The 24231-nt window shown below is 65.3% G+C and carries 24 protein-coding genes and 1 pseudogene; 14 read left to right on the top strand and 11 right to left on the bottom strand.

Annotation, left to right across the window (positions count from 1 at the left end):
- The first annotated feature begins 14 nt into the window (after nt 1-14).
- Both HY57_RS13685 and HY57_RS13680 read left to right on the top strand, forming a co-directional pair.
- Nucleotides 15-1142 carry a GGDEF domain-containing protein gene (locus HY57_RS13685; RefSeq protein WP_019467453.1) on the top strand — a complete coding sequence of 376 codons (1128 nt, stop codon included), beginning with the start codon at nt 15-17 and terminating at the stop codon, nt 1140-1142.
- 206 nt (nt 1143-1348) lie between these two features.
- Entirely contained in the window at nt 1349-1624 is a 276-nt protein-coding gene (locus HY57_RS13680) for a hypothetical protein (RefSeq protein WP_019467455.1), read from the top strand.
- Nucleotides 1625-1816: 192 nt separating this feature from the next.
- Here the strand turns inward: HY57_RS13680 and HY57_RS13675 are convergent, their stop codons facing one another.
- Complete coding sequence (locus HY57_RS13675; protein WP_019467456.1) at nt 1817-2428, bottom strand: histidine phosphatase family protein; 612 nt, start codon at nt 2426-2428, stop codon at nt 1817-1819.
- 222 nt (nt 2429-2650) lie between these two features.
- On the opposite strand from HY57_RS13675, the gene HY57_RS13670 reads away from it, so the two are divergent.
- From HY57_RS13670 to HY57_RS13655, 4 genes are all read left to right on the top strand, one after another.
- The gene (locus tag HY57_RS13670; protein WP_019467457.1) at nt 2651-3070 is read left to right on the top strand and encodes a DUF1801 domain-containing protein; all 420 of its coding nucleotides are present in this window, start codon (nt 2651-2653) and stop codon (nt 3068-3070) included.
- A 60-nt stretch (nt 3071-3130) separates the two neighbouring features.
- Nucleotides 3131-3613: an iron chaperone gene (locus HY57_RS13665; RefSeq protein WP_100218304.1), complete on the top strand. Its 483-nt coding sequence runs from the start codon at nt 3131-3133 to the stop codon at nt 3611-3613.
- A gap of 86 nt (nt 3614-3699) precedes the next feature.
- Nucleotides 3700-4149, top strand: a complete 450-nt coding sequence (locus HY57_RS20935; protein WP_318024216.1) for a DUF2946 domain-containing protein — start codon at nt 3700-3702, stop codon at nt 4147-4149.
- Nucleotides 4150-4317: 168 nt separating this feature from the next.
- On the top strand, nt 4318-6612 hold the full coding sequence (locus HY57_RS13655) for a TonB-dependent receptor (protein ID WP_019467460.1): 2295 nt from the start codon (nt 4318-4320) through the stop codon (nt 6610-6612).
- Between the two features lie 85 nt (nt 6613-6697).
- On the opposite strand, the gene HY57_RS13650 is transcribed toward HY57_RS13655, so the two are convergent.
- Complete coding sequence (locus HY57_RS13650) at nt 6698-7135, bottom strand: universal stress protein (RefSeq protein ID WP_019467461.1); 438 nt, start codon at nt 7133-7135, stop codon at nt 6698-6700.
- Nucleotides 7136-7379: 244 nt separating this feature from the next.
- On the opposite strand from HY57_RS13650, the gene HY57_RS13645 reads away from it, so the two are divergent.
- Entirely contained in the window at nt 7380-7814 is a 435-nt protein-coding gene (locus HY57_RS13645; protein ID WP_019467462.1) for a universal stress protein, read from the top strand.
- 18 nt (nt 7815-7832) lie between these two features.
- Here HY57_RS13645 and HY57_RS13640 read toward each other — a convergent pair whose 3' ends face one another.
- Entirely contained in the window at nt 7833-8060 is a 228-nt protein-coding gene (locus HY57_RS13640; protein ID WP_019467463.1) for a hypothetical protein, read from the bottom strand.
- A 120-nt stretch (nt 8061-8180) separates the two neighbouring features.
- Here HY57_RS13640 and HY57_RS13635 point away from each other — a divergent pair, with 120 nt between their 5' ends.
- Nucleotides 8181-8405: a hypothetical protein gene (locus HY57_RS13635; protein WP_019467464.1), complete on the top strand. Its 225-nt coding sequence runs from the start codon at nt 8181-8183 to the stop codon at nt 8403-8405.
- A gap of 17 nt (nt 8406-8422) precedes the next feature.
- On the opposite strand, the gene HY57_RS13630 is transcribed toward HY57_RS13635, so the two are convergent.
- Together HY57_RS13630 and HY57_RS13625 are read right to left on the bottom strand one after the other, a co-directional pair.
- Entirely contained in the window at nt 8423-9424 is a 1002-nt protein-coding gene (locus HY57_RS13630; protein WP_019467465.1) for an NAD(P)H-quinone oxidoreductase, read from the bottom strand.
- 13 nt (nt 9425-9437) lie between these two features.
- The gene (locus HY57_RS13625) at nt 9438-10439 is read right to left on the bottom strand and encodes an MBL fold metallo-hydrolase (protein ID WP_081500766.1); all 1002 of its coding nucleotides are present in this window, start codon (nt 10437-10439) and stop codon (nt 9438-9440) included.
- Between the two features lie 343 nt (nt 10440-10782).
- Here HY57_RS13625 and HY57_RS13620 point away from each other — a divergent pair, with 343 nt between their 5' ends.
- Entirely contained in the window at nt 10783-11250 is a 468-nt protein-coding gene (locus HY57_RS13620; RefSeq protein WP_019467467.1) for a hypothetical protein, read from the top strand.
- Nucleotides 11251-11283: 33 nt separating this feature from the next.
- On the opposite strand, the gene HY57_RS13615 is transcribed toward HY57_RS13620, so the two are convergent.
- Together HY57_RS13615 and HY57_RS13610 are read right to left on the bottom strand one after the other, a co-directional pair.
- A complete protein-coding gene (locus HY57_RS13615; protein WP_019467468.1) occupies nt 11284-12924 on the bottom strand; it encodes an MASE1 domain-containing protein in 1641 nt (546 codons plus the stop codon).
- 321 nt (nt 12925-13245) lie between these two features.
- Nucleotides 13246-13662 carry an OsmC family protein gene (locus HY57_RS13610; RefSeq protein ID WP_019467469.1) on the bottom strand — a complete coding sequence of 139 codons (417 nt, stop codon included), beginning with the start codon at nt 13660-13662 and terminating at the stop codon, nt 13246-13248.
- Nucleotides 13663-13979: 317 nt separating this feature from the next.
- Here HY57_RS13610 and HY57_RS13605 point away from each other — a divergent pair, with 317 nt between their 5' ends.
- The 4 genes from HY57_RS13605 (at nt 13980) to pgm (ending at nt 18122) form a co-directional block, all read left to right on the top strand.
- Nucleotides 13980-15482, top strand: a complete 1503-nt coding sequence (locus HY57_RS13605; RefSeq protein WP_038581087.1) for an efflux transporter outer membrane subunit — start codon at nt 13980-13982, stop codon at nt 15480-15482.
- Complete coding sequence (locus HY57_RS13600) at nt 15479-15898, top strand: GNAT family N-acetyltransferase (protein WP_019467471.1); 420 nt, start codon at nt 15479-15481, stop codon at nt 15896-15898. Before HY57_RS13605 ends, HY57_RS13600 begins: the two co-directional genes overlap by 4 nt.
- A gap of 112 nt (nt 15899-16010) precedes the next feature.
- A complete protein-coding gene (locus HY57_RS13595; RefSeq protein WP_019467472.1) occupies nt 16011-16274 on the top strand; it encodes a DksA/TraR family C4-type zinc finger protein in 264 nt (87 codons plus the stop codon).
- Between the two features lie 195 nt (nt 16275-16469).
- The gene (pgm, locus tag HY57_RS13590; protein ID WP_019467473.1) at nt 16470-18122 is read left to right on the top strand and encodes a phosphoglucomutase (alpha-D-glucose-1,6-bisphosphate-dependent); all 1653 of its coding nucleotides are present in this window, start codon (nt 16470-16472) and stop codon (nt 18120-18122) included.
- A 57-nt stretch (nt 18123-18179) separates the two neighbouring features.
- Here pgm and HY57_RS13585 read toward each other — a convergent pair.
- From HY57_RS13585 to HY57_RS13570, 4 genes and pseudogenes are all read right to left on the bottom strand, one after another.
- Nucleotides 18180-19212 (bottom strand): annotated as a pseudogene (locus HY57_RS13585) (aldo/keto reductase).
- A 152-nt stretch (nt 19213-19364) separates the two neighbouring features.
- Nucleotides 19365-19715: a GIY-YIG nuclease family protein gene (locus HY57_RS13580; RefSeq protein WP_019467476.1), complete on the bottom strand. Its 351-nt coding sequence runs from the start codon at nt 19713-19715 to the stop codon at nt 19365-19367.
- A complete protein-coding gene (locus HY57_RS13575; protein WP_019467477.1) occupies nt 19715-20074 on the bottom strand; it encodes a DUF2239 family protein in 360 nt (119 codons plus the stop codon). Before HY57_RS13575 ends, HY57_RS13580 begins: the two co-directional genes overlap by 1 nt.
- Complete coding sequence (locus HY57_RS13570) at nt 20071-20436, bottom strand: hypothetical protein (protein WP_019467478.1); 366 nt, start codon at nt 20434-20436, stop codon at nt 20071-20073. The genes HY57_RS13575 and HY57_RS13570 overlap by 4 nt, the downstream gene beginning before the upstream one ends.
- 553 nt (nt 20437-20989) lie before the next feature.
- Between HY57_RS13570 and HY57_RS13565 the strand changes: the two genes are divergently transcribed.
- Nucleotides 20990-24211 (top strand): GH92 family glycosyl hydrolase, encoded by a 3222-nt coding sequence (locus tag HY57_RS13565; RefSeq protein WP_019467479.1) that lies wholly within the window; start codon nt 20990-20992, stop codon nt 24209-24211.
- The last annotated feature ends 20 nt before the right edge of the window (nt 24212-24231 follow it).

Below are 24231 nucleotides of genomic sequence, written 5' to 3'. Positions count from 1 at the left end.
CACCGAGATGCCGCGTGCTTTCCTCTCTCATTACCTCGGGCAGCATCGTCGTCATCAGCCTGATGTTCGGGCTTGCGCTACTGGTGGCCTGGCGACGGTTCGGGCTGGAGCGGCACGCGGCGCTGTGGGCCGGGTCATTCCTGGCGGCCGCCGTGGGCCACGGCCTACGCACGGCGGGACAGATCTGGCCAGGTCAGGTGGAGTTGTTCGCCACGCTGGCCTGCCATGCGTCGGTGGCCAGCTTCGCCTTGCTGGCGTGGGGATTCCGCCGGCGGGCGTCGCGCTCATCCCGGGGCGTCATGGCGGGCTGGCTGGTCTTCACTGTATGGATTCTCTGGGAGTGGATCGATCATTCGCAGACGTGGCGCGCCACCTCGCGCCTCCTGACGGCGACTGGCGATGCTTACATGGTGGGCTGGATCGTCGCCACGCTGTGGCACAAGCGTGGCACCGGCGCGCTCGCGCGGTGGATCATGATCTTCTACGGTCTATACGCGATGAGCGTGGGCGTGGCGGCGGAGCTGGCCAGGCCGGGCGGCATCATCAGCGACAAGGCCTTTATCCTTGTGCTTTCCATCGGTACGCCGACCGGCATGATCGGCACCGGCGTGATGACGCTGCTGATCGTGGCATCCGACCTGGCGAAGGGCTTGCAGCAACAGGCACGCACCGACGCGCTGACCGGCCTGCTTAACCGTCGCGGCGTGGAAGACGCCATCCGCGCCTTGCTGGGTACGGCGCGCAAGGCGGAACCGCTGACCGTGGTCGTGGTTGACCTGGACTACTTCAAGGCGATCAACGACAGGCTGGGGCATGCGGCGGGCGATGACGTGCTGCTGCGTTTCGCGCAACACCTCAAGACCAGCCTGCGCGCGCACGACGTGGTGGCGCGCATCGGTGGCGAAGAGTTCGTGCTGTTGCTGCCGCAGACGCCCCGGGCGGATGCCATGGCGCTGGTCGAGCGCCTGCGTTGCTCCGTGCCGGAGGCGTTCGCGCACGATACGAACCTCGAACGCGTCAGCGCCAGCTTTGGCGTGACGCAAGTGCGGCGAGGCGAAACTTTCGATGCCGCACTGGCAAGGGCCGACGAAGCGCTTTATCGCTCCAAGCATGAAGGGCGTGACCGCGCCACGCATGCCTGATCCCGAGAGCCTTGCCGTCGGGCCAATGCCTGCCGGCTGCGGCCTTTCAGTTCGCTGACAGAAGAGAAAGCGGTGCTGAACGGAAATGCCGGGCATCGGAATCCGGGCCGTTTCATTCATCGCCGGTATGGCGCGCCGGGCCCATGTTTCGTTCACCGCCCACGCGGCAGACGCCGCCGTGCTTTTCCGTGAACAGGAGCCATGTCATGCGCAAACTCATTCCTCTTGCATTGGTCGCTTCGCTCTTTGCCATGCCGTTGATGGCGTCGGCGCAGCATGGACACGGTGGCGGCGGCCCGGGCGCCTCTGGCGGCATGCCGGCCAGCATGTCGATGAACCACGACGCGCACGGTGATGCCGTATCCGCCGAAGCCAAGTCCGCCAAGGCTGCCGACGAGAAGGTGGGGCCGGAAGTGCGCGGCGTGGCGCGCGACAAGTCCCACGGCAAGGGTCTGACCAAGACCAAGGGCAAAGGGCACTAATGCACCGGTGCTGCGCCAGGCACGATGATGGGATGAGCAAGTGGTATCGCGACGGGTGGCCCGGCGCGGTTCCCTTATCGGTAGCGGCGGCGCGTTGAGGTGCACAACAAACGAAGGCCCTGCCGGTATGCAGGGCCTTCGTTGTTTCCGCCCGGTTTCATCCCGGTCCGCGCGGAAGCTTGGCGCGAAGTGTCAGGGCTGCAGCAGGTGCTGGGTGTGGTTGATGGCCGGGATCGCGAAGCCATCGCCAGCGTGGATCACGCTTATTCCGCAGGGTGATGGCTGGAACAGCCAGTAACTGGACAGCGGAAGCCCAGCCAGATGACAGAGCAGCACGCGGATCACGCTGTCGTGCGTGACCACGGCGACGGTCTGCTGTGGATGGGCATCGAGTATGGCGGCGAGCGTGTCAGTCGCCCGGGCGGCCACTTCCTGCAGCGACTCGCCGCCGGGGATGCGGAACCGGTGCGGCGCGGTTTTCCAGAAGCTGGCTTCGTGCGGCCAGCGTTGTTCGACGTCGGCCACCGGCAGGCTGCTCCAGTTGCCGTAATCGATGTCGATCAAGCCGGCTTGCGTGACGCCTTCGAGGCCGAAGGCGCTGCCAATGCCGCCGGCGGTAAGTACGCAGCGCGACAGCGGACTGCAGTAGATCGCGTCGAGCTTCCAGTGGCGGCTGAGGTGATCGCGCGTGAGCGCGATCTGATGCCTGCCGTTCTCGGTCAGCGCCAGATCCAGTCGGCCGCGAAACGTGGGTGGGGTGATGCCTTCCACTTCGCCATGCCGAATCAGCAGCAGCGTGGTCATGCGTGCGTTTTCCTTGAGTGTGCCCGCCCAGCGCCAGGCAGGCGCGTAGTGCAGGGTGTGGAATTTTTGCACGCCGCCGGGGAGCCCGGGGAGTGTTCTGAATACCGTGATGGGTGACGAAAGGGGTTTGTATCGCACGCGGCGTGGCGGCAGTATGCGCTGGCGCGGTGCACCCCCAAGCCGTGTTCCCGTCCCTTCAGGCATGCCAGGAGCAGTGACACGATGAATCCGTCAGAACGCATCGACCAGCTGATTGCAGGCATCACGGACTGGCGGGGCAAGACGCTGGCCGGTTTGCGCGAAACCATGCTCGGTGCCGACAAGGGCATCATGGAGGAATGGAAATGGATGGGCAGTCCGGTGTGGTCATGTGACGGCATGATCGCGGTGGCCAATGCGCACAAGGAGAAAGTGAAGATCACCTTCATGCACGGCGCGCAGCTGGATGATCCTGGCGGGCTGTTCAATGCAGGGCTGGATGGCGGTAAGTGGCGGGCCATCGATTTCCACGAGGGCGACAAGATCGACAAGCGCGCACTGAAGCAACTCGTACGCGCCGCGATTGCCTACAACCGCGCGAACCTCAAGAAGAACGCACCCGCCCGGCCACGGACGAAAGCCGCCAAAAGCGCCAGCAAGTGATGGTGGGCATGGGCCGGGATGGATCGGCCCCGGAAACTTGTCGCAACGGAGAAGGTACCCATGTCCGGGAAAAAGGCGTCGAGCAGCCCAAGGGTCGGCAAGGCGGCAAAGAAACCTGCCGGGAAGTTCTCTGTCGAGGAGCAGGCCGCCATGAAGGAGCGCGCCGAGGAGCTCAAGGCTTCCGCGCCCGGCCGTCGGCGCGGCGGCAAGGTGGACGACGAAGGCGCTGTGCTTGCGAAAATCGCCGGGATGGCGGCGCTGGATCGCACACTGGGCGAACGGCTGCATGCGCTCGTCAAAGCCAACGCGCCGGGGCTTTCGCCGAAACTCTGGTACGGCATGCCGGCGTATGCCAAGGACGGCAAGGTCGTCTGCTTTTTTCAGAGCGCGGAAAAATTCAAGACGCGGTACGCGACCTTTGGCTTCATGCAGGAGGCGACGCTTGACGACGGCCACATGTGGCCCACGGCCTTCGCACTGACGGCGCTGACGGCGGCCGATGAGGCGACGCTGGCATCGCTCATCAAGAAAGCGGCAGGCTGAGTTACGCGGGGCGACGCCACGCCGCACCTGACGGGCGGTGCCAGAACGCTCCGCTCATGCGATGATGTCTGGAGCCCACTCAAGGGTTGGGGAAACGTTTGATCCGACGCAGGACATCACGGCGCTTTGTTGCGTGGCTGGCTATCGCCGCCATGTGGCTGCTCGTGGCCGCGCCGACCATTTCGCGCGCCCTCCCGGGCTGGGCTCCGGCGTACGCAAGCGCCATGCAGGGGCAAGGTGGCGACCATTCGTCCATGCCTGCCATGCCCGGTATGCCGGATATGCCCGGCATGGTGCATACGCCAGGCACGCCCCCTGCGCCCGATATGCCGGGCGATCCTGCCCAGCATCTGGATCACTGCGGCTACTGCGTGCTGCTTTCGCACACGCCGCTGCTTTCGGGCGGAGTCGTCGCCCTTCTTCTGGCGACCCCCTTGCCGGTGATCGCACCGGCCATGTCCACGCCTGCGTCGTGGCACGCACAGCCAGTGCTCAGCGCAAATCCGCGGGGGCCACCGTCCATCCTGCCGGGATGACGCTCATGCAGCCTGGCGTGCACGTCGTGCGCCACTGACTGCTTTCGACGGCGACACAGGGTATGGGCGTGAACACGCGTGGAGTCGCGTGGGTGCGCCTGTTGCCCGTGCCTGCCGTGCCTTCGCCATGCGCCGCCCAGCGGTGCTGGACAGTCTGGAATTCATGTCATGCGCTTTTCCTTTTTGCGTGGGGCGGCCCTTGGGCTGCCGCTCACGTTGCTTGCTTCATCCATCGCCATGGCCCAGGGCGGGCCTGACGATCCGCCGGAACCCGCGGCCGCCGACAAGACGGTGACCAGCCTGGATCCGGTGAAGGTTTCCGCCGCCACGCAGAAGCTGGTCGCGCCGGGCTTTCCCGCCACGGTGGTATCCGTGCCCGCCGAGCAGGTCGAGGCCACCGTGAACCTGGTGGACGTGGAAGACGCGGCGAAATACCTGCCCAGCCTGTTCGTCCGCAAGCGCAACTACGGCGATACGCAGCCGGTGCTTGCCACGCGTACCTGGGGCGTCAACTCCAGTGCGCGCACGCTGGTGTATATCGATGACATCCCGATCTCGGCGTTGATCGCCAACAACAACACCATCGGTGCGCCGCGCTGGGGCATGACCTCGCCGGAGGCTGTCGACCACATCGACATGATGTACGGGCCGTATTCCGCCGCGTATGCGGGCAACGCGATGGGTGGCGTCATGCATATCGTGACGCGCATGCCCGACAAGACCGAGGTAACCATCAAGCAGACCGAGGCGGTACAGTCCTTCGACCTGTACGGCACGCACGGCGACTACAGCACCAGCCAGACCAGCCTTACGGCCGGTGGGCGCAGTGGCAAGCTGGGCTGGTTCTTTGGCGCCAGCGCGATGAACAGCTTCAGCCAGCCGTTGTCGATCATCACGGGCAACAACACGCCGGCCGGCACCAGAGGCACGATTCCGGCGCTGAACAAGACCGGCCAGGTGGCGAACGTCTATGGCGCGGGCGGCCTGCTGCATACGCGCATGCTGGATCTCAACGGCGAGCTGACCTACGACATCACGCCCCAGTGGAGGGCAAGCTATCTGGTGGGCTACTGGAGCAACCACGGCCAGTCGCGCACGGATACGTACCTGGCGGATGCCGCCGGTGATCCGACCTACGGCAAGGTAGCCGGGTTCGCCAGCAACACCTATCGGCTCAGCGCGCATCACCTGATGCAGGGCCTGTCTCTGAAGTCGGATACCAAGGGTGACTACGACGCTTCGTTCGTGGTGACGCATTACGCTTTCCTCAAGGACAATCAGTGGCAGCCGGCCGGCGTCACCAGTGGCACGGGGCTGGCCACCAACGGCCGTCTGGCGAGCTACGGGGGCACGCAATGGTCCACCGCCGATGCCACCGGGATCTGGCGGCCGCAGGGTTACGGCGGGGCGCACGAAGTGTCCGCCGGTGCGCACGCGGATGAGTACAAGCTCAACAACCCCACCACCAACCTGAGCGATTGGCGGGACACGGACAGCCTCACTACGCTGTATTCGGCGGGCCGCGGCAAGACGCAGACGCAGGCGTTGTGGTTGCAGGATGCCTGGAAGCTGGCACCTGCCTGGCTGCTCACCGTGGGCGGCCGTTACGAATGGTGGAAGGCGAGCGACGGCTACAACTTCAGCGGCAAGACGGCCGTGCAACAGCCGGTGGAAAAGGCCGATGGTTTCTCGCCCAAGGCTACGCTGCAGTGGAGCCTGGCACCCGACTGGCGCATCACGGGCTCGCTGGCCAAGGCGATACGCTTCCCCACCGTGGGTGAACTGTATCAACTGGTGCAGACGGGCTCGACCTACAGCGTGCCCAACCCCAACCTGAAGCCGGAAACCGCACGCAGCGGCGAGCTGGCCGTGGAGCATGCGATCGACCAGGGCGTGGTGCGCGTATCGTTGTTCCAGGAGAACACGCGGAATGCCTTGATATCGCAGACCTCGACCCTGCCGAACGTGGCCGTGCCGGTAACGTTCGTGAGCAACGTGGGCAAGCTGCGCAATCGAGGCGTCGAGCTGGTGATGCAGAAGAGCAACGCACTGGTGAAAGGACTGGATCTGTCCGCCAGCGTGACCTTCGTCGATTCGACCATCCTCTCGAACACCAGCTTCGCCAGCGCCGCGGGCACCACCTCGGAAGGCAAGCATGCGCCCTATGTGCCGCGTTGGCGAGCCACGGCGATGGCGACGTACCGCCCCGATGCGGCGTGGGCGTTCACCCTCGCGGGTCGTTACAGCGGCAGGCAGTACTCGACACTGGACAACACCGACAACACGCCGCATGTGTTCGGCGCGTTCGACACCTTCACGGTATTCGACGCGCGTGCGCACTACCAGATCAACGAGCACCTGGCGGCGTCGTTCGGCATCGACAACGTCACCAACCAGAAGTACTACCTGTACCACCCGTTTCCGCAGCGTACGTACGTGGCGGACCTGAAGCTGAGTCTTTGAGGGCCGTGAGGGGCCGAACGGCCATCGTCAGGTGGTGAGGCACGGCTGCGTTCCTGGGGGTATGGCGTCAGGAGCGCAGCCTGGGTCAATGGCAGACCAGGACGGGTACATCGGCGCGCAGGAGCACCTTGTGGGTTTCGCTGCCCAGCAGCAGACGCGTCATGCCGCGCCAGCCGTTGGAGCCCATGACGATGAGGTCCGCGTGCCTGTCCTTGCAGGCCTGCACGATGGTTTCGTACGGCTGGTCGCCGAACTCCGCGACGCCCTCGAACGGTACGCCGGCGGCGTCGGCCAGTGCTTTCACCTGGTCGAGATAGCGCTGGCCGTTGGCCTTGGCTTCTTCGTTGTAGGCGAACTCGGTGGCGGCCAGGATGGCGCCCATGTAGGCGATGGTCTGGAAGGGCGATATCACATGGATGGCGGTGACCTTGCCCTTGGTCAGCGCAGCTTGTTCGATGCCGGTTTTCGCGGCGCGCATGGAAAGTTCGGAGCCATCGACGGGGATGAGGACGTGTTTGAACATGGGTTCCTCGCATGAAGCCGCAAGGGCGGCGGAAGGGGCGTTTGCCAACGCCGAGGGAAGCGTGACGCGTCGTCCGTGCATGGCCTGTCACGGCGCGCATGGGGCAGCTTAGGCCGGGCGCCGGGGCGGGCGGGCGCGTGGCGTCAATCCGCCGCACGGAAGATGGGTCCGGTGCATGTCCGTGCACGTCATGGCAACGCCACGGGACTAAACTTGGCCCAGGGAAGTCACGGGAGTCCAGGCCATGTTCAAGCATATCCTTCTGCCGGTGGACGGTTCCGAGTACACGCTAAGGGCGGTGGATACCGGCATCGCCCTGGCCGCCAGGCTGGAGGCAAAGATATTCAGCATCCATGTACTGCCGCCGTTGTCCACGGTGTCCTTCATGTCCGAGCTGCTGCAGCATCGCGGCTGTTACAGCGAAGCGGCCAAGGCCCGCGCGCAGGCTTACCTCGACGAGGTCGTGCAGCGCGCCAGCGCGTTGAGCGTGCCGTGCGAGACGGAATTCGTGTTCGACCTACGGCCTTACGTCGCCATTGTCGCCGCCGCGGCCAAGCACAAGTGCGACCTGATCGTGATGGGGTCGCGCGGATTCGACGGCCTGGAGCGAGTGCTGCTGGGGAGTGTGACGCACAAGGTGATGCTCAGTTGCGACACGCCTGTGCTGGTGTGTCACTGAGGCATGCGTTGCGCGGCGTCAGATCTGGTCGGCGGGCGGTACCAGGTGATGCTTGACCTGGATGGCGTCCAGGCGATCGCATACCCAGCCGTGTTCACCGGGTTCGGCGCGTTGCTGGATGGTCTGGGCCATGCTCAGGAAGCTTGCCCAGAAGTCGCCTGGGGCGGGCTTGTTCTGTAACAGGCGTGGTACAGATTCATCCAGTGCGTCCAGCATCTGCTCAAGTTGTGCATGTGTCTGGAGCATGTCTGCAGCGTACACCCGTGCAGGTTCAAGACGGCGCGAAAGTCTTACCCAAAGCCTCACGACCGGTTAACGGCACCGGGGGCAACGTAGATTCCCCAACCGGGATCTGGCGGTGCCTTTATGGAATGGGATCGCGACAACGATCTGTTAGCCCGCGCCTGCGATGAGCTGACCGAGCAGAACGCACTGCTTCAGCAAGAGGTCGAGTTGTTGCGCGCCCAGTTGCGCCGCCACCCCACCGGTGAGATGCAGATCCGCGAGGCCCGCCGCCAGATGGACGAATGGCTGGAAGCCGCCCACGGGCATACGCCGATTCCGTCCGGTCCCCAGCTGGCATCCGCCTGACGATTCCCCTTCTCGGGTCAGACGGTCAGCACGATCTTGCCGATGTGCTGGCTGCTTTCCATTTCGCGATGAGCATCCGCGGCACGCGCCAGCGGGTAGGTTGCGTGGATCAGCGGCAGGCATCGCCCTTGCGCGAGCACCGGCCACACCTGTTCACGCAGCGAGGCGGCGATGGCCGCCTTTTCCTGGGACGAGCGCGGGCGCATGGCCGACCCGGTGACGATGGCGCGCTTGGCCATGATCGTCTGCAGATTCACGTGCGCCGCGATGCCACCACCGAGGAAGCCAATCAACAACAAGCGGCCATCGCGGGCCAGCGTGGCGAGGTTGTCCGCGAAGTACGAGGCGCCCATGATGTCCAGGATCACATCAGCACCGCGTCCCTCGGTGTTGGCCAGCACCACCTCTACGAACGAATCCTGCCGGTAGTTGATCGCTTCGCCGCCCAGCTCGCGGATGGCTTCGCATTTCTCCCTGCCGCCGGCGGTGGCGAAAGCGCGGATGCCGAACTCGCGGCACAGCATGAGTGCGGTGGTGCCGATGCCGCTGGTGCCACCATGGATCAGGGCCACCTCGCCGCGGCGCGCGTGCCCGAGCTGGAACAGGTTGGCCCACACCGTGAAAAAGGTTTCGGGAATCGCTGCCGCCTCCACCATGGAGACACCCTTGGGCAACGGCAGCACCTGCCCGGCGGGCACGGCGGCGTATTCCGCGTAACCGCCACCGTTGGTAAGTGCGCAAACATCCTCGCCGATGGCGTGCGTCGTGACGCCCTCGCCGAGGGCGGCCACCGTGCCGGCCACCTCCAGCCCCGGCACCGGATTGGCGCCGGGAGGGATGGGGTAACTGCCTTCGCGTTGCAGTACGTCAGGGCGGTTCACGCCCGCCGCCTGCACGCGGATCAGCACCTCGCCGGGCTTGGGCAGGGGTACCTCCGCCTCCCGTGGAATCAGTACGTCCGCCTTGCCGGGCGTACTGATACAGATCTCGGTCATCGTCGATGGCAGCGAAGCTTGCATGGAGCACTCCGGCTCAGGTGGGAAGGAGTTGGCGGGCGCGCACGCCGCGTCGGCGCCTGAACCACCAGCGTAGGGAGAGGGCGATGACGATCAGGAGAAGAATGCTCAGCGTGGCAACCGCCTGCAGCATGCGGGTCTGGCTGTACATGACGAAACGGCCGGACTGGCTATAGAACCCGTTGAACGACGCGAGCACCTGCGGAAGTTGCGCCAGATCCTCCTTGCTGAGCGATAGGGGTGCTTCATCGGGATGCCAGTTCGAGCCCATGGACTCTACCTGTCCCTGGCGATCCAGCTCGATATGGCCGCCCAGCACATGGGCGACGGGGCGGTCGCGCACGTAGTCGTTGATGCGCCTGGCGCTGGCGCGGTCGGCGTCGGTGTCCTCGATGATCAGGCGGCCGGGCAGGTAGAAATCGCCGGTGAACAACAGGCTTGCGCTGGCGTCATAGAACGATACGTGCGAGGGGTAATGGCCGGGCGTGGGAATCACGTCGACGATGCGGTCGCCAAGATCGACATGGGCAACGTCATGGGGCCAGTCGCGAAAACCGAAGCCGTCGATGACGTGCGGCAGGTCGGTGCCGAGGACGGTGACGTCGGGTTCGCCGCCAAACTGCGCATCGCCGGAACGATGATCGAGATGGCCATGCGTGTGCGCGACGAGTAACGGCAGCCGTTTGCCGTTCACTACGGGCAGCAGTCCCAGCACGGTGCGCGCGAGCGGCATCTGGTTGGCGTCGGCCACGTCGCCAGTGTCGATGAGCAGCGCCCGCGCATGGCCGATGAGCAGGTAGACGAACGGGCCTTCGTAGGTCTGGCAAAGGCTTTCGCGCAGGATGTAGGTGTCCTGGTCGTAACGATGCACCTGCAGCGGGCGGGTCGGACGGGTGGGGCAGCTGGTGGCGCCGGGATCCCAGTGCACGTTCATGTCGCCGGGTGCGGTGTCCTGGGCAAAGGCAGGTGCTCCCAGCAGGCTGGCCAAGCAGCACAGCACGATCAATGCGTATTTCATTCTCGCCTCGGTGGATCGGGGCGCAACCGGCGGTCGCGCATGCAGCGGGTCGGATGCAGGTGCGCGCGGAAGGGTTTAGTGGCGGCGCAGCGTCCCTTCCGCTTTTTGTTCAGGCGGAAGCGACGGGCGGAGCTGCGTGATGGATTCGTGAAAGCAGTGAACCCCATGCGCCCGGCGGCCGGAAAGCGTGCGCGTCAACGCTCCGCAGGCACTTACCACGATGCGGTGACTAGGGCAGAGTCGTTCGTCTGGCCGCGCGCATCCGTGCTGGCCAGTGATGATCGAACTGGAGCGGTGCCATCGGGCATCTCGGAATAGGGGATCAACTATGGAGGGAATACACATGCACCATGCATCGGGTCGTCGTTTTCGCCAGTGGTTTGCGGCAGGCATGTTGGTGGCGTCATTGACGTCGATGGGCGCGATGGCGCAAGGCGCGCTGCCGGCCTCCGGGCTTGGGCAATCCTGGCCCAACGCTGCGGACGTCAGTGCCAGCCCGCATTGGCATGTCTACGTGTTCGAGCGCCATGGCGTCCGCTATGTGCAGATCAACGACCTGGGTGGCAAGGTGCGCGCGGCGTTTGCTGCTTCCGGCGGCCACTTCCTGACCTTGCCTGTGGGTTCGGATGCGGCGCGCGTGGCGACGCCGGAGGAACCGCTGGCGGTTTCCGGCAGCACGGCAGGGGACATCGTTTACCAGGATAGTTCGGTGAAGGTGCTGGTGGCGCCGCAAGCCAATGGCACGACATCGACGTATGTGGCGGCCGGTGACTGCCACGACCCAATCGAGTGCAGCTCCCGCTTCCAGTAAATGGTGGCGTGTTGAAACAACGCCGGGGCGCTCCTAGCGCGGAGTGCCCCGGTGAGTTACCGATGTCCGCAGCGAATCGTGCAGGAGCAGGGTGACGCCGACGAGCGGACCGGTCTCGCGAAGATGCACGTCGCCACCGTAGATATGGGTGCGATCGCGGATGGAGGAGATGCCCAGTCCACTCGCGCCCAGCAGGGTCATCGCCTGCTTCCATGCTTCGTCACCCGCCTGCTCGGGTAGGCCGGGGTTGAGCACGGGGGCGCGGTGTCCCGTCAGGCGCATGACCACCCAGCGCCGCCCGCGGGTATGGCCGCCGCGCAGTTGCAGCTGGATATGCTGCATGGGGCCGCGCGACAGTACATGGACCAGCACTTCGCAGGCGAGGCGATACAGCGCCATGTGCACGTCGGGAGCAAGCTGGCTCAGGCCTCTGCCCGACAGCTCGCATTCGTAGGTGGCGCCCGCCATGTGGATGGCCTGCGCGAACGGACCTTCGCGCAAGGTGGCCGGCACGCCGCGCTCGCGCCATCCGCGCGGATACAGGGCGTTGGCCAGACGGTGCATCTCGTGCTGCGCCAGGGCTACCTGTCTTTCGTACGTGCGCCCTTCGTTCGTAGGGAGCACATGTCGAAGACGGTCCAGCAGGCGATTGTGGTTTTCGCGGATGGTGTGGCCGATGTTTTCCAACGCATCGGCCGCCTGCCGCAATCGCAGTTCTTCGAGGTAAAGCCCCTGTTGGGCCAGCTGGAAGCCGCGCAGCGTGTCGGCGTGTTGTTCGTGGCTGGCGACAGCCTGCTGCGCGATGCGCGAGCCGAGCATCAGCAGCGTGGTGATGGCGAAGGCGATCAGTGCCTGTGCCTGGATGACTGCCGGGTCACGCACGATGGAAGAGGTCATGGTGACCGCCACGCTCGCCAGCGTGCCGCCGAGTGCCGCGCCTTGCCAGCCATGGCGTGAGGTCAGCCACACCACCGGCAGGAACATGGCGATGCGGAACACCTGCATGCTGTCGCCTTGACTGCTGAAGACCAGGCCCATCAGGACCAGCAGCGAGGTCAGCACGCCGACCACGACATCCTTGGCGAGGCGGCTGCGCCACAAGGGTGCCTCGATGGTTGCGGAGGTCTTGTCAGTCAGCCACAGATAGACGGCGATGGCGGATGGCGCAATCGCCAGCGCGCCAAGATAGTTGCCAAGGAAGTAGCCGAACGCCACCTGCGCATCGATCTGCGGCGCAGGCATTCCCAGCGGCACCTGTGCGGCGGTTACCACGATGACATCGTCAAGCGCGGTGAGTGTTGCACCCGCGAAAATTACTCCGAGCAACATCGGCATATTGACCTGGTGCACGCCCAGCAGCAGTCGGGCGTGCCGTCGCACCCATGCAACCAGGGCCATGAGCGGCAGCAGCGGCGGCATGGCGGCCAGCACCGACCAACGCCAGCCGAAATCATCGACGCAATGCCAGGCGTGATAGCCCACGGGAATCAGCTCGCCGACGAGCAGCGCAGGCCAGTAGCGGGAAGGGAGCAGCAGCAGGCAGGCGATACGCAGGCCGGCCGGCAAGTTCCAGTGCGACACGGAAATATCGCGCAGCAGTGCATAGCTGATGGCGTAGGCCATGCATACGAAGACATGGCGGCCCCAGGTGCGCGGCGCGTACGTTTCCCCCATTGTGTCCTTCCCCATGTTTACCGTTGCTCCCCGGGCTTGCGTGGCCCCGGGGCTTGCGGGCGGCGCGGTATGGTCGCGCAGCATCCTTCCTTACTTCCGGTCTGGGCATCGGCTACTGGGCCAGTGCATCCCCGGACATTCCTGGCACCGCGAACAGCGATTGGGCTACACCCTCATCGAGCCTGGGAACGGACGCGCCCGTGTTTCCACTGAAGGGACTTTCGCATAGAAGCCGGTGACGTTCCGGTGAATGGCGTCGCATTGTGAGAAGAAGCAAGTACTTGCGATGCGAGCACATCTGCTTGGGCCGACGAGGCGAGATCAGGCTGCCGAAGGTGAATCGCCGCGCCGGCTGTTGATCTCTGCGCCTTCGCGCATCGCCTTGGTCACGGGTGTGTTGGCGACAATCTCGAGCAGGCGGTTCCACTGATCGTCCGTGAGTGGTGCCGAGGCATGCAGCGTGCGCATGACATGCAGGCGTCCGTCGTCGTCGCGGTCCAGTTGCAGTTCCGCGCGGAACTCACCCAGATCCCAGCCCTTGCGTTCGGCGTACATGCGCAGGGTGATCGCGGTGCATGCGGCGAGCGAGGCGAGGTAGTAGTCGAACGGCGCGGGCCCGGCACCCTGGCCACCCAGCTTGACGGGTTCGTCGGTGTCGAGCTTGAAGTGCCCGGCCTCGACGTGGTGGAGATAGTTGCTGCCCGTCGAAACGATGCTGGCGGAAGCGACTTTGGACATGACCGTGGACTCCTTGTGTGATGTGCTGCCGCGCCTCGTTCGGAAGGCGCGCGGATGCCGGTGGAGGTTAAGCGTCGGCGGCCGTGTCGCCAAGTACACGAAATGGTGAATATGCGACTGGCAATTGGACGATGGTAGAGGCCGCGTGGAGCATGTTGGAGCCACACACGCGCTGCGCGGCCCGGAAGGGCGGCGATATAATGGGCGCACAGGTGCGCGCTGCCGTTCGTTGCGTGGCGTCCGTATCGGTCCATCGTTACGTCGATGATCGCCATGTGGCGTCGCGTGCCTTTGTGTTTTCTTTCCGGAACCCCGCCATGCGCTCCCTCACTCTTCCCGCCGCCATCGCGCTCAGCCTTGTCCTTGCCGGTTGCGCCACCAGCCGCGGCCTGCATACCACCGGCACGATGACCGAGCCTGGCAGCTTGAAGTCCGAGCGCAGCCTTGCCGATGTGCAGCTGAGTCCCACGGCATGGCCGGCGCAGGACTGGTGGGTGGCCTATGGCGACCCCCAGCTCACCGCCTTGATCGAAGAGGCGTTGAAGAACAACCCCAGCCTGGAGCAGGCGCAGGCGCGCGCGCGTCAGGCGCAGGCCATCGCGGATGGCGTCAACGCAGGTCGCAAGCCGCAGGCGAATTTCGATGCATCGATCACGGGCGCCGACCTGTCGAAGAAGAACCCGATCTACCCGGAGTACGTGCTGGGCAAGTTTGCCTGGAGCAAGTCGCTGACCGCGGATTTCTCCTGGGATCTGGACCTGTGGGGCGGCAAGCGTGCCGCCTGGGAAAGTGCGCTTGGCCACAGCCGCGCGGTGGAAATCGAAGCGCACGCCGCGCGCATCGAGCTGTCCGTGAACGTGGCGCGCGCCTATGTGCAACTGGGTTATGCCTTCGCGACCAAGGACGTGGCCGATGCCGAACTGGAGCGTGCCAGCCGCACGCTGGAAGTGACGCGCAAGCTGGTGAAGGGCGGCCTTGACACGCCGCAGCAGGAGCACCTGGCCGACTCGCAGGTGGCTGGCGCCGAGCAGCAGAAGGTGGCGGCTGATCGCGCCATCGACGCCGCGCGCAGCAGCCTGTCGGTGTTGCTGGGGCAGGGGCCGGATCGCGGCCTGGACATCGAGCGCCCGCATATGGCCGATCGTGGCCCGGCCGTGCTGCCCGACAAGCTTCCGGTGGATCTACTCGGCCGGCGAGCCGACCTGGTCGCCGCGCGCTGGGAAATCGAGGCCGCCAGCAAGGACGTCAAGTCTGCCAAGAAGGATTTCCTGCCCAACGTCAGCGTGTCGGCCGTCGCCGGGCTGGTCGCCGTGGGTGCCAGCACCAATGTGCTGTCGCTGCAGGCCCGGCAGTATGCCTTTGGCCCCGCGCTGAGCCTGCCGATCTTCGACGGTGGCCGTCGCCGCGCGCACCTCGCGGCCGCGGATGCCGGATACGACGCGATGGTGGCGCGTTACAACGGCTTGTTGATCAGCGCGCTCAACGACGTGTCGGACCAGGTGTCCGCGCTGGCGTCGGTACGTCAGCAGATCGAGCTGGAAAAGCGCTCGGTGGACGACGCGCAGAAGAGCTGGGACGACGCGCTCAAGGCCTACAAGGGTGGCCTGAGAGGTCCACTCACGCCGCTCACCAGCCGCCAGCAACTGCTCACCGCGCAGCAGCGCCTGGCCCTGCTGCAGAGCCAGCAGGCCGATATTTCCATTCGCCTGATCGAGGCCCTGGGCGGCGGCTTTGACGGTAGCGGTGACCTGGCCAAACTCGGCAACGCCTCCAGCGCGCCCCCGCAGGCATCGGGCAGCACGGAAACCGTCCACCCATGATCGTTGAGTTGGTGGAAATCGCCGAACCCGGTTCGGCGGACCGCGAAGCCATTGCCGCGCCGTTGCGTGCCTACAACCTCAGCAAAGTCCCGGCGCTGGACATCCAGCCGCTGGTCATCGCCCTGCGCGACGAGCACGGTCATGTCGCTGGCGGGCTGTGGGGTGAGACCGCGCTCGACTGGCTGCACGTGGATCTGCTTGCCGTGCCGGAATCGATGCGCGGGCAGGATGTCGGCACGGCGCTGATGCAGCGCGCCGAGGCCGTCGCCCGGCAGCGCGGTTGCGTGGGCGCGTGGCTGGACACCTTTGCATTCCAGGCGCGCGGCTTCTACGAGAAACTCGGCTACACGGTCTTCGGCGAGATCCCCGATCACCCGGTGGGCGGCGCGCGCTACTTCCTGCGCAAGCGATTCTGAACCTTTGTCGTGGTTCCGCCATGGCCAAGGGATGGAAAAAACCCTTTGCGTCCCCATATTTGCGCGTGACCCTGCGTTTCGGGGTCGCCAGCAGTGTCGGGAGGCAGCAGTCATGGCAACGGGTTGGGCCGGCGATGGCGCCGTACAGGACCAGATCGACGCGACCGTGGAAGACGCGGTAAAGCGTGCGCGCAGCCGCCTGCAGCAAGGCCCTGGACTCACTCACTGTGAAGAATGCGACGCCCCGATTCCGGAGGCGCGCCGCGACGCCGTGCCCGGCGTGCGCCTGTGCGTGAACTGCCAGGCCGCGCAGGACAAGGAGGCCGCCTTCAGCGGCTACAACCGTCGCGGCAGCAAGGACAGCCAGTTGCGCTGAACGCGGGCTGGCCCACAGCACGCATTTCACTTCATGTGAACGTTTGCCGCGTCTTGCGGCAGTCCGCGGTATTGACACGCAGCGCCGCGGCGAGGGTCAATGTCGATCTTTCTGTCGACTCAGGATGCGTCCACGCATGACCACGTCTTACCGCCTGCGCCAGCCCGCTGTTCCTGACTTCCGTGAGGTGTCCCGATGAGCGGCCGCCTCAGTCCGCTGGCTGGCAAGCTGGCTCCCGAGGGCCAGCTGGTGGATGTGGCGCGCCTGCGTGATGCCTATATGGACCTGCGCCCCGACGTGGGTGTGCCGGCCCAGCGCGTGGCGTTTGGCACGTCCGGCCATCGCGGCAGCTCGTTCGACCGCAGCTTCAACGAGTGGCATGTGCTCGCCATTACCCAGGCCATCTGCGAATACCGCGCGGGGCAGGGCATCGACGGCCCCTTGCTCATTGGCATCGACACGCATGGGCTGTCGCAGCCGGCACTGGAGAGCGCGCTGGAAGTGCTCGCGGCGAACGGTGTAGAGACCATGGTTTCCAAGGGTGGCGAATACACGCCGACGCCAGCCATTTCGCACGCCATCCTCACCTATAACCGTGGACGCACGCACGGGCTTGCCGACGGCATCGTGGTGACGCCTTCGCACAACCCGCCGGACGGTGGCGGGTTCAAGTACAACCCGCCCAATGGCGGTCCCGCCGATACCGACATCACCGGCTGGGTGCAGAAGCGCGCCAACGCATTGATCGAAGGCGGGCTGCGCGAAGTGCGCCGTGTGCCGCTCGCACAAGCGCTGCGTGCATCGACCACGCACGAGCACGATTTCCTCGATGCCTATGTCTCCGACCTGGCCAACGTGATCGATTTCGACGCGGTGCGCGCCAGCGGCGTGCGCCTGGGCGTGGATCCGCTCGGTGGTTCGGGCGTGCATTACTGGGCGCCGATTGCCGACCGTTACGGCATCGACCTTACCGTGGTGAGCGAGGTGGTGGACCCCACGTTCCGCTTCATGAGCGTGGACTGGGACGGCAAGATCCGCATGGATCCCTCGTCATCGCATGCCATGCAGCGGCTGATCGGCCTGAAGGACAGCTACGACGTGGCCTTCGCCTGCGATACCGACCACGATCGGCACGGCATCGTGACGCGCACCACGGGCCTGTTGCTGCCTAATCACTATCTTTCCGTGCTGGTGGACTACCTGTTCCGTCATCGCCCCCAGTGGCGCAACGATGCAGCCGTTGGCAAAACGCTGGTGAGCACCGCGCTGCTCGACCGCGTGGCGAAGCGGTTGGGACGCCGGCTCTACGAAGTGCCGGTGGGCTTCAAGTGGTTCGTCGAGGGCCTGTTCGATGGCTCGCTCGGTTTCGGCGGCGAGGAGAGCGCCGGCGCGTCGTTCCTGCGTCGCGACGGCGGCGTGTGGAGCACCGACAAGGATGGCATTGCCGCCGCGCTGATGTCGGCGGAAATCACCGCGCGCATGGACAAGGATCCGGGCGAGCTGTATCGCCAGATGACCGATGAGCTGGGCCGCCCCGTGTCGGAGCGCGTCGATGCCCCGGCCAACACCGAGCAGAAGGCGAAGCTTTCCAGGCTGTCGCCGGATCAGGTGAAGAGCACGCAGCTCGCGGGCGAAAAGATCGAGGCCGTGCTGGATCGCGCGCCCGGCAATGGTGCGCCCATCGGCGGCATCAAGGTCGCCTCGGCCAACGGCTGGTTCGCCGCGCGCCCGTCGGGCACCGAGGACATCTACAAGATCTACGCCGAGAGCTTCAAGGACGAGGCGCACCTGCAGCGGTTGCTGGAAGAGGCGCAGGCCATGGTGGATCACGCGCTCAACGCCGGTTGATCGCCACCACAGGAATCAAAGGGCGCCCCGTATCGGAGGCGCCCTTTTTTGTTGCCATCAAACCGGTGAGGGATTGCGCTCGGTGAAACCCTGCTGGTGCCAATACGGATAGGCTGGCGTCACTCCGCTCGCGGCATCGAGCCTGGCGACCTGTTCGCGCGTGAGGTTCCAGCCGACGGCGCCGAGGTTCTGCTTCAGCTGCTCCTCGTTGCGCGCACCGATCACGACAGTCGACACGGTCGGGCGCTGCAACAGCCAGTTCAGCGCGATCTGCGGCACGCTCTTGCCCGTCTCCGCAGCGACCTCGTCCAGTGCATCGACGACGCGATAGAGATAGTCGTCGCTCACCTGCGGGCCCAGGTCGCCGGTCTTGTGCAGGCGGCTGGTGGCCGGCAAGGGTTCGCCGCGACGGATCTTGCCGGTGAGGCGGCCCCAGCCCAGCGGGCTCCACACCACGGCGCCGACGCCCTGGTCGATGCCTAGCGGCATCAGCTCCCACTCGTAGTCGCGACCGATCAGCGAGTAGCAGGTCTGGTTGGCGACGTAGCGCGGATAGCCGTAGCGATCGGCGACCGCGAGCGACTTCATCAGGTGCCAGCCGGAGAAGTTCGACACGCCCACGTAGCGGATCTTGCCTGCACGCACGAGATCGTCGAGCGTCGAGCGTCGAAAGCGTTTCCTCGGCCGGCGTCATGGCATCGAAGCCGTGCAACTGGAACAGGTCGATGACATCGGTGCCCAGACGCCTGAGCGCGGCATCGCAGGACTTCAGCAGGTGAAAGCGAGACGAGCCGACATCATTCGGGTCTTCGCCAAAGCGGAAGGTCGCCTTGGTGGAGATGAGCACGCGGTCGCGTCGGCCCTTGATCGCTTCGCCCAGCACCGATTCGGCGACGCCGTTGGAATAGATGTCCGCGCTGTCGAACAGGGTGAGTCCGGCATCGAGGCAGATGTCGATCAACCGCCTGGCCTCCGCGACGTCGGTATTGCCCCAGGCGCCGAAGAAATCCCCCTTGCCGCCAAACGTGCCCGTGCCGAAGCTGAGCACGGGAACCTTGAAACCCGATGCACCCAAATGCCGATATTCCATGGGGAACCTCGTTGCTGGTGTGAGGGGAGGGATGAGGTCGATGTTCCGTGGTTCGACGATAAGGAACCATGTCGGGCGAGGCAAACACGCCCCGCTATCGTCGCGCGGACCCTGCAAGGACTTTGTGTGCGCGCACCCTCGGCCCCGGCGCGCTAGAGGTAGGAAGCCGCCGAGCCCAGCGGTACGCGGGTTCGCCAACTCGCCAGCCGTCGCGCCAGTTCCGCCTTGTAGTCAAAGTCGGGCTCGGGACGTTCGCTGATCTTCTCCAGCACCTCGAACGCAAAGCCGGCGTCGCCATGCACCTGCCAGTCGTGCATCAATGGCTTGTTGCGATGGGTGCCCAACGTGAGTTCGATCCGGTGGCGGTGGATGGCGCCCGTCAGGTTGGTGCTCTGGTCGATGAGCATGCGTCCGTTGGCCAGGTTCCGGATGGCGAAGATGCCCATGGGCGGAAACGCCAGCTTGTAGGCCTGCACGAGCGCTTTGCGCTGGATGCGATCCATCACGCTGCTCCGTTGGCGCCATTCGCCGGCATGGCATCAAGGAGTTCGCAGATATGCCTCTGGACCGGCAGGGGCCAGGAGGAGATCTGCTGCTGCAGCTTGTCCCGGTCATGGGCAAACAGCGCGCGGACGGCTTCCTCGAAGTGAGGGCGATCCCCCGCCATATCGCGCATGTACAGATAGCAGGACTCCCTGATCGACGCCGCGCGGTATCGGCCATCCACGTCACGGCTCGCCATTTCCACCAGCTGGCGCAGGTTTGCGTTGATGCCACGGGGTTGTGCTTCCAGCCATTGCCAATGGCGGGTCAGCAGGCGGATGTTGCGTTCGTCGTGCGGTGTCGTGACGGGATTGTTCATGGCGCTTCCTTCGTGAATGGGCGGTTCGCGTCCGTAAGCGGAAGCAGCCGGGAATCTTCCAGCGCTGCCGTGCGATGCCCCAGGCCGGCGAGATAGGCGCGATGCGAGGCAAAGCCCAGGAAGGACTCAACGCTGTGCTGACGCACCAGCATCGCCATGTCCCAGCGCTCGTCGGCTGGTCCGATCAGGAATGGCCCGCCTTTGCCGAGGCATTCGATGCTGCCGCCGGACTCCCGCAGGAAAGGCAGCGTGTGTGCGATGTAGCGCTGGAAAGCTTCTTCGCCGGTGATCGGCGAGGCTGGCGCCAGCTCGGGGGTGGCGGTGTAGTCGGCGATGTCGCGGAAGCGCAGCAGGTTGAGCATGACGATGCTGCCTGCCACGGCGCGCCTGACGAATGCACGGCCCGCTGCCTCGGTGGGTTCCAGGTGTGGAGCTTTTGATGTCATGTGGGGCTCCCTGTGCAGACCCGGGGTGGGCACGAACGGTGGGCGCGAAATATACCCGGGTATATTTCATGAGGTCAATAACACCCGGGCAAAATAGAGGCTAAAAAGGCGCGCCTTGTTCGTGCGCCGCAGCAAGCATCCCGGTGCCGTTGCAGGCTAAAGTCGACCCAAGGCCACCTTGCTGGGCATCCGTTGATCGGGCTCGTCACTGCGTGGCTTTTTTTAAAGTGATTGACTTGGATCGATCTAATTGCAAAGAATGACCGGTCCGCGGTCTTCCGGGGAGACAGAAATGGGGCAGTGCTTGTCAGCGTGGCGGCAGCGTCGCGCAGGGGTGGTCATGCTGTCGGCCGGACTCTCACTGGTGCTTGCGGCACCGGCGCTGGCAGCAACCCTGTCCCGGGGTTTTGCCAGCTCTTTTGAGGTCGGTGAGCCCCAACCTTTATCGGCCAGCGTCGACGGCTGGCGAATGAGCGTGGTACCCGGCCCCGGCAAGGAGGAATCCCTCACCTCCCGGCCGGGTGCCGGCTTTACCGGCGTACGCTGTCTTCGCTACGACGCCCATGCGGTGCCGACCCCGCGCGAACGCCGCGCCACGCTGTATCGACTCAGGCAACCGGTGACGGCGGCCACGCACCTCTCCTACGTCGTGTTTCCGGCGGACGCCTCCGGCAAGGCGCGCGGCGATGCGCAATACGTAGCGGTGGATCTACTGTTCACCGATGGCACGCGCCTGTCCGCGCTCGATGCCGCGGATCAGCATCGTGTACACGCGAGCGCGGCAGCGCAGGGCAGCTCACGTGTGCTGCACGACAACCAGTGGAACGCTTTGGATATCGACGTGGGCGCCGTGGCTGCCGGTAAAACCGTGGCCACCGTCGAGTTGGTGGAGGATGCCCCCCAGGGCGCGGAGGCATTCCACGGCTATATCGACGACCTGCATCTGGCCGACACAGCCCCGACCGATGCTGCGGCCGCGCCCCATACCTATGTGGACACCCGCCGCGGCACGAATGCCAACGCGCATTTCTCGCGCGGCAACAACGTTCCCGCGGTAGCGCTGCCGCACGGGTTCAACTTCTGGACGCCGACCACGCAAGCCGGCTCCGACTGGATCTACCAGTACCAGGATCGCAACGGCGCGGATAACCATCCGCGCATCCAGGCATTCGCCCTCAGTCACGAGCCCAGCCCGTGGATGGGTGATCGCCAGACCTTTCAGGTCATGCCGGCGGCCGTGGCTGCCGGCGCGCCGCCACTGGATCGCGACGCGCGCTCGCTGGCTTTCACGCACGATCACGAGATCGCTCGCGCCGATCTTTACCAGGTCAGGTTCGACAACGGCATGAGCGCCGCGATGACACCGACCGACCACGCCGCCATGATGCGTTTCACCTTCACCGGCGACCGCTCGCAGCTGCTGTTCGACAACCGCAACGACAAGGGCGACATCGAGCTGGACGCGGCCCATGCCAGTATCAGCGGGTATTCCGATGTCGCCAGTCGGCTCTCGACCGGAGCGACGCGATTGTTCTTCTACGCGACCTTTGATCGCCCCGTGACGGAGAGCGGCCGGCTGACGGGGCAGGGGCGCGACCATGTCGCCGCATGGTTCGGTTTCGATACCCATGCCGACAAGGTCGTGACGATGCGCATGGCCACCTCGCTCATCAGCCTGGAACAGGCCAGGCGCAACCTGGCCCAGGAAATCGCGGACGGCGATACCTTCGACAAGGTGCAGGCCCGCGCGGCGCAGCGCTGGGACGACATGCTGGGTCGCATCGAAATTCCCGGTGCCAGTGCCCACGACAAGGTCACGCTGTATTCCAATCTCTACCGCCTGTTCCTGTATCCGAATGAAGCATTCGAAAACCTCGGGACGCTTGCTCATCCCGACTATCGCTACGCGAGTCCGTTCTCCGCACCTGCCGGCGCCAATACGCCAACCCAGACGGGCGCGCGCGTGCTCGCTGGCAAGCCCTACGTCAACAATGGCCTCTGGGATACCTATCGCACCGCGTGGCCGGCCTATGCCTTGCTGACACCCACGCAGGCCGGCGAGATGATCGATGGCTTCGTGCAGCAGTACCGTGATGGCGGCTGGATCGCCCGCTGGTCGTCGCCCGGCTACGCCGACCTCATGGTGGGAACCAGCGCGGACGTGGCGTTCGCCGATGCATGGAACAAGGGCATTCGAAACTTCGACGTGCGTTCGTTCTACCAGGCGGCCCTGAAGGACGCGACCGTGGTCAGCGACGTGCCTGGCGCCGGCCGCAAAGGTATCGCGCGATCGGTGTTCCATGGCTATGTGGACAACAGCACCGACGAGGGCTTGTCGTGGTCGATGGCCGGCTACCTCAATGACTTCGGCATCGGTGAACTGGCGCAGACGCTGGCCGCCGACCATCAGGCCAATGATCCGTACGCAGCGCATTACGCGGACGATGCCCGCTATTTTCGCAGCCGCTCGCTTGGCTACGTGAATCTGTTCGATGTTGCCACTGGCTTCTTCGTGGGCCGCAAGCCCGATGGCTCATGGCGCATCGACGCCGCGCATTTCGACCCCTTCGCCTGGGGCGGCGACTATACGGAAACCAACGCCTGGAACATGACGTTCGAAGGCGTGCAGGACGGGCAAGGGCTGGCGAATCTCTATGGCGGCGTTGAGGCGCTCACAGGAAAGCTCGATGCGTTCTTCGGGGCAGGTACCGATTTCCACGTGGGCGCCTACGGCGACATCATCCACGAGATGCTGGAGGCGCGCGACGTGCGCATGGGCCAGTACGGGCACAGCAACCAGCCATCGCATCACATCCTGTACATGTACGACCTGGCGGGCCAGCCATGGAAAACGCAGGACAAAGTGCGTGATGCCCTGTCACGGCTCTACGTCGGCAGCGAGATCGGGCAGGGCTATCCCGGTGACGAGGACAACGGCGAGATGTCCGCCTGGTGGGTATTCAGTGCCGCCGGTTTCTACCCGCTGCGCATGGGCACGCCGACGTACGCCATCGGCGCACCCTATTTCCCGCACATGATCATCCACCTGGAGAACGGCAAGACCATCGACATTCGCGCGCCGGAAGTGAGCGACCGCCATCGCTACATCCAGAGCGTGATGCTCAACGGCAAGCCGTACGACCGCAGCTGGCTGGCGCATACCGACCTCGCGAATGGCGCGGTGCTCGACTTCCGCATGGGCGATGCGCCCTCGACCTGGGGCAGCGCCGCGGGCGATGCGCGGCTTCCGTCGATCACCCAGGGCAGTGAAAAGCCCGCGCCGCTGGTCGATCTAGCCGACAGCGAGGGCGCCCAGGTGCTCGTGCCGGGCGACAAGGCGGCGGCGCGCGCCCTGAGTGACAACACGTCCGATACCGAGGCCTTGCTGCGCGGCGCGGAGCCGATCGTCCAGCTCGACCTGAAGCAGCCGGGACAGGTGAGCATGTATACCCTGACGTCATCGGCACAGCCGGGGCGCGACCCCGGATCGTGGACACTGGAAGGCTCCAGTGACGGCGTTCACTGGGTCACCCTGGACGAACGACGGGGCGAGAGCTTTCCCTGGCGTCGGCAGACGCGCGCTTTTGGCGTGACGCACCCGGGCAGCTATGCGCATTACCGCTGGCGGGTGGAGCGGGCCAGTGCATCGCAAGGCGTTGCCCTGTCCGAAATGGAATGGCTTGCCCCCTGACCCGGCGCGCTCCTTCATGG

Source organism: Dyella japonica A8 (genome assembly GCF_000725385.1).
Classification (GTDB): Bacteria; Pseudomonadota; Gammaproteobacteria; order Xanthomonadales; family Rhodanobacteraceae; genus Dyella; species Dyella japonica_C.
Note: the sequence above shows the minus strand (reverse complement) of the source record. Positions and strands in the feature narration are given on the sequence as shown.

What these genes read in the sequence shown, in the direction of transcription:
- HY57_RS13680 (WP_019467455.1), top strand. Translation starts at nt 1,349, where the DNA reads ATGCGCAAACTCATTCCTCTTGCATTGGTCGCTTCGCTCTTTGCCATG.
- HY57_RS13675 (WP_019467456.1), bottom strand. Translation starts at nt 2,428, where the DNA reads ATGACCACGCTGCTGCTGATTCGGCATGGCGAAGTGGAAGGCATCACC.
- HY57_RS13670 (WP_019467457.1), top strand. Translation starts at nt 2,651, where the DNA reads ATGAATCCGTCAGAACGCATCGACCAGCTGATTGCAGGCATCACGGAC.
- HY57_RS13665 (WP_100218304.1), top strand. Translation starts at nt 3,131, where the DNA reads ATGTCCGGGAAAAAGGCGTCGAGCAGCCCAAGGGTCGGCAAGGCGGCA.
- HY57_RS13655 (WP_019467460.1), top strand. Translation starts at nt 4,318, where the DNA reads ATGCGCTTTTCCTTTTTGCGTGGGGCGGCCCTTGGGCTGCCGCTCACG.
- HY57_RS13650 (WP_019467461.1), bottom strand. Translation starts at nt 7,135, where the DNA reads ATGTTCAAACACGTCCTCATCCCCGTCGATGGCTCCGAACTTTCCATG.
- HY57_RS13645 (WP_019467462.1), top strand. Translation starts at nt 7,380, where the DNA reads ATGTTCAAGCATATCCTTCTGCCGGTGGACGGTTCCGAGTACACGCTA.
- HY57_RS13640 (WP_019467463.1), bottom strand. Translation starts at nt 8,060, where the DNA reads ATGCTCCAGACACATGCACAACTTGAGCAGATGCTGGACGCACTGGAT.
- HY57_RS13635 (WP_019467464.1), top strand. Translation starts at nt 8,181, where the DNA reads ATGGAATGGGATCGCGACAACGATCTGTTAGCCCGCGCCTGCGATGAG.
- HY57_RS13630 (WP_019467465.1), bottom strand. Translation starts at nt 9,424, where the DNA reads ATGCAAGCTTCGCTGCCATCGACGATGACCGAGATCTGTATCAGTACG.
- HY57_RS13625 (WP_081500766.1), bottom strand. Translation starts at nt 10,439, where the DNA reads ATGAAATACGCATTGATCGTGCTGTGCTGCTTGGCCAGCCTGCTGGGA.
- HY57_RS13620 (WP_019467467.1), top strand. Translation starts at nt 10,783, where the DNA reads ATGCACCATGCATCGGGTCGTCGTTTTCGCCAGTGGTTTGCGGCAGGC.
- HY57_RS13615 (WP_019467468.1), bottom strand. Translation starts at nt 12,924, where the DNA reads ATGGGGGAAACGTACGCGCCGCGCACCTGGGGCCGCCATGTCTTCGTA.
- HY57_RS13610 (WP_019467469.1), bottom strand. Translation starts at nt 13,662, where the DNA reads ATGTCCAAAGTCGCTTCCGCCAGCATCGTTTCGACGGGCAGCAACTAT.
- HY57_RS13605 (WP_038581087.1), top strand. Translation starts at nt 13,980, where the DNA reads ATGCGCTCCCTCACTCTTCCCGCCGCCATCGCGCTCAGCCTTGTCCTT.
- HY57_RS13600 (WP_019467471.1), top strand. Translation starts at nt 15,479, where the DNA reads ATGATCGTTGAGTTGGTGGAAATCGCCGAACCCGGTTCGGCGGACCGC.
- HY57_RS13595 (WP_019467472.1), top strand. Translation starts at nt 16,011, where the DNA reads ATGGCAACGGGTTGGGCCGGCGATGGCGCCGTACAGGACCAGATCGAC.
- pgm (WP_019467473.1), top strand. Translation starts at nt 16,470, where the DNA reads ATGAGCGGCCGCCTCAGTCCGCTGGCTGGCAAGCTGGCTCCCGAGGGC.
- HY57_RS13580 (WP_019467476.1), bottom strand. Translation starts at nt 19,715, where the DNA reads ATGGATCGCATCCAGCGCAAAGCGCTCGTGCAGGCCTACAAGCTGGCG.
- HY57_RS13575 (WP_019467477.1), bottom strand. Translation starts at nt 20,074, where the DNA reads ATGAACAATCCCGTCACGACACCGCACGACGAACGCAACATCCGCCTG.
- HY57_RS13570 (WP_019467478.1), bottom strand. Translation starts at nt 20,436, where the DNA reads ATGCTCAACCTGCTGCGCTTCCGCGACATCGCCGACTACACCGCCACC.
- HY57_RS13565 (WP_019467479.1), top strand. Translation starts at nt 20,990, where the DNA reads ATGAGCGTGGTACCCGGCCCCGGCAAGGAGGAATCCCTCACCTCCCGG.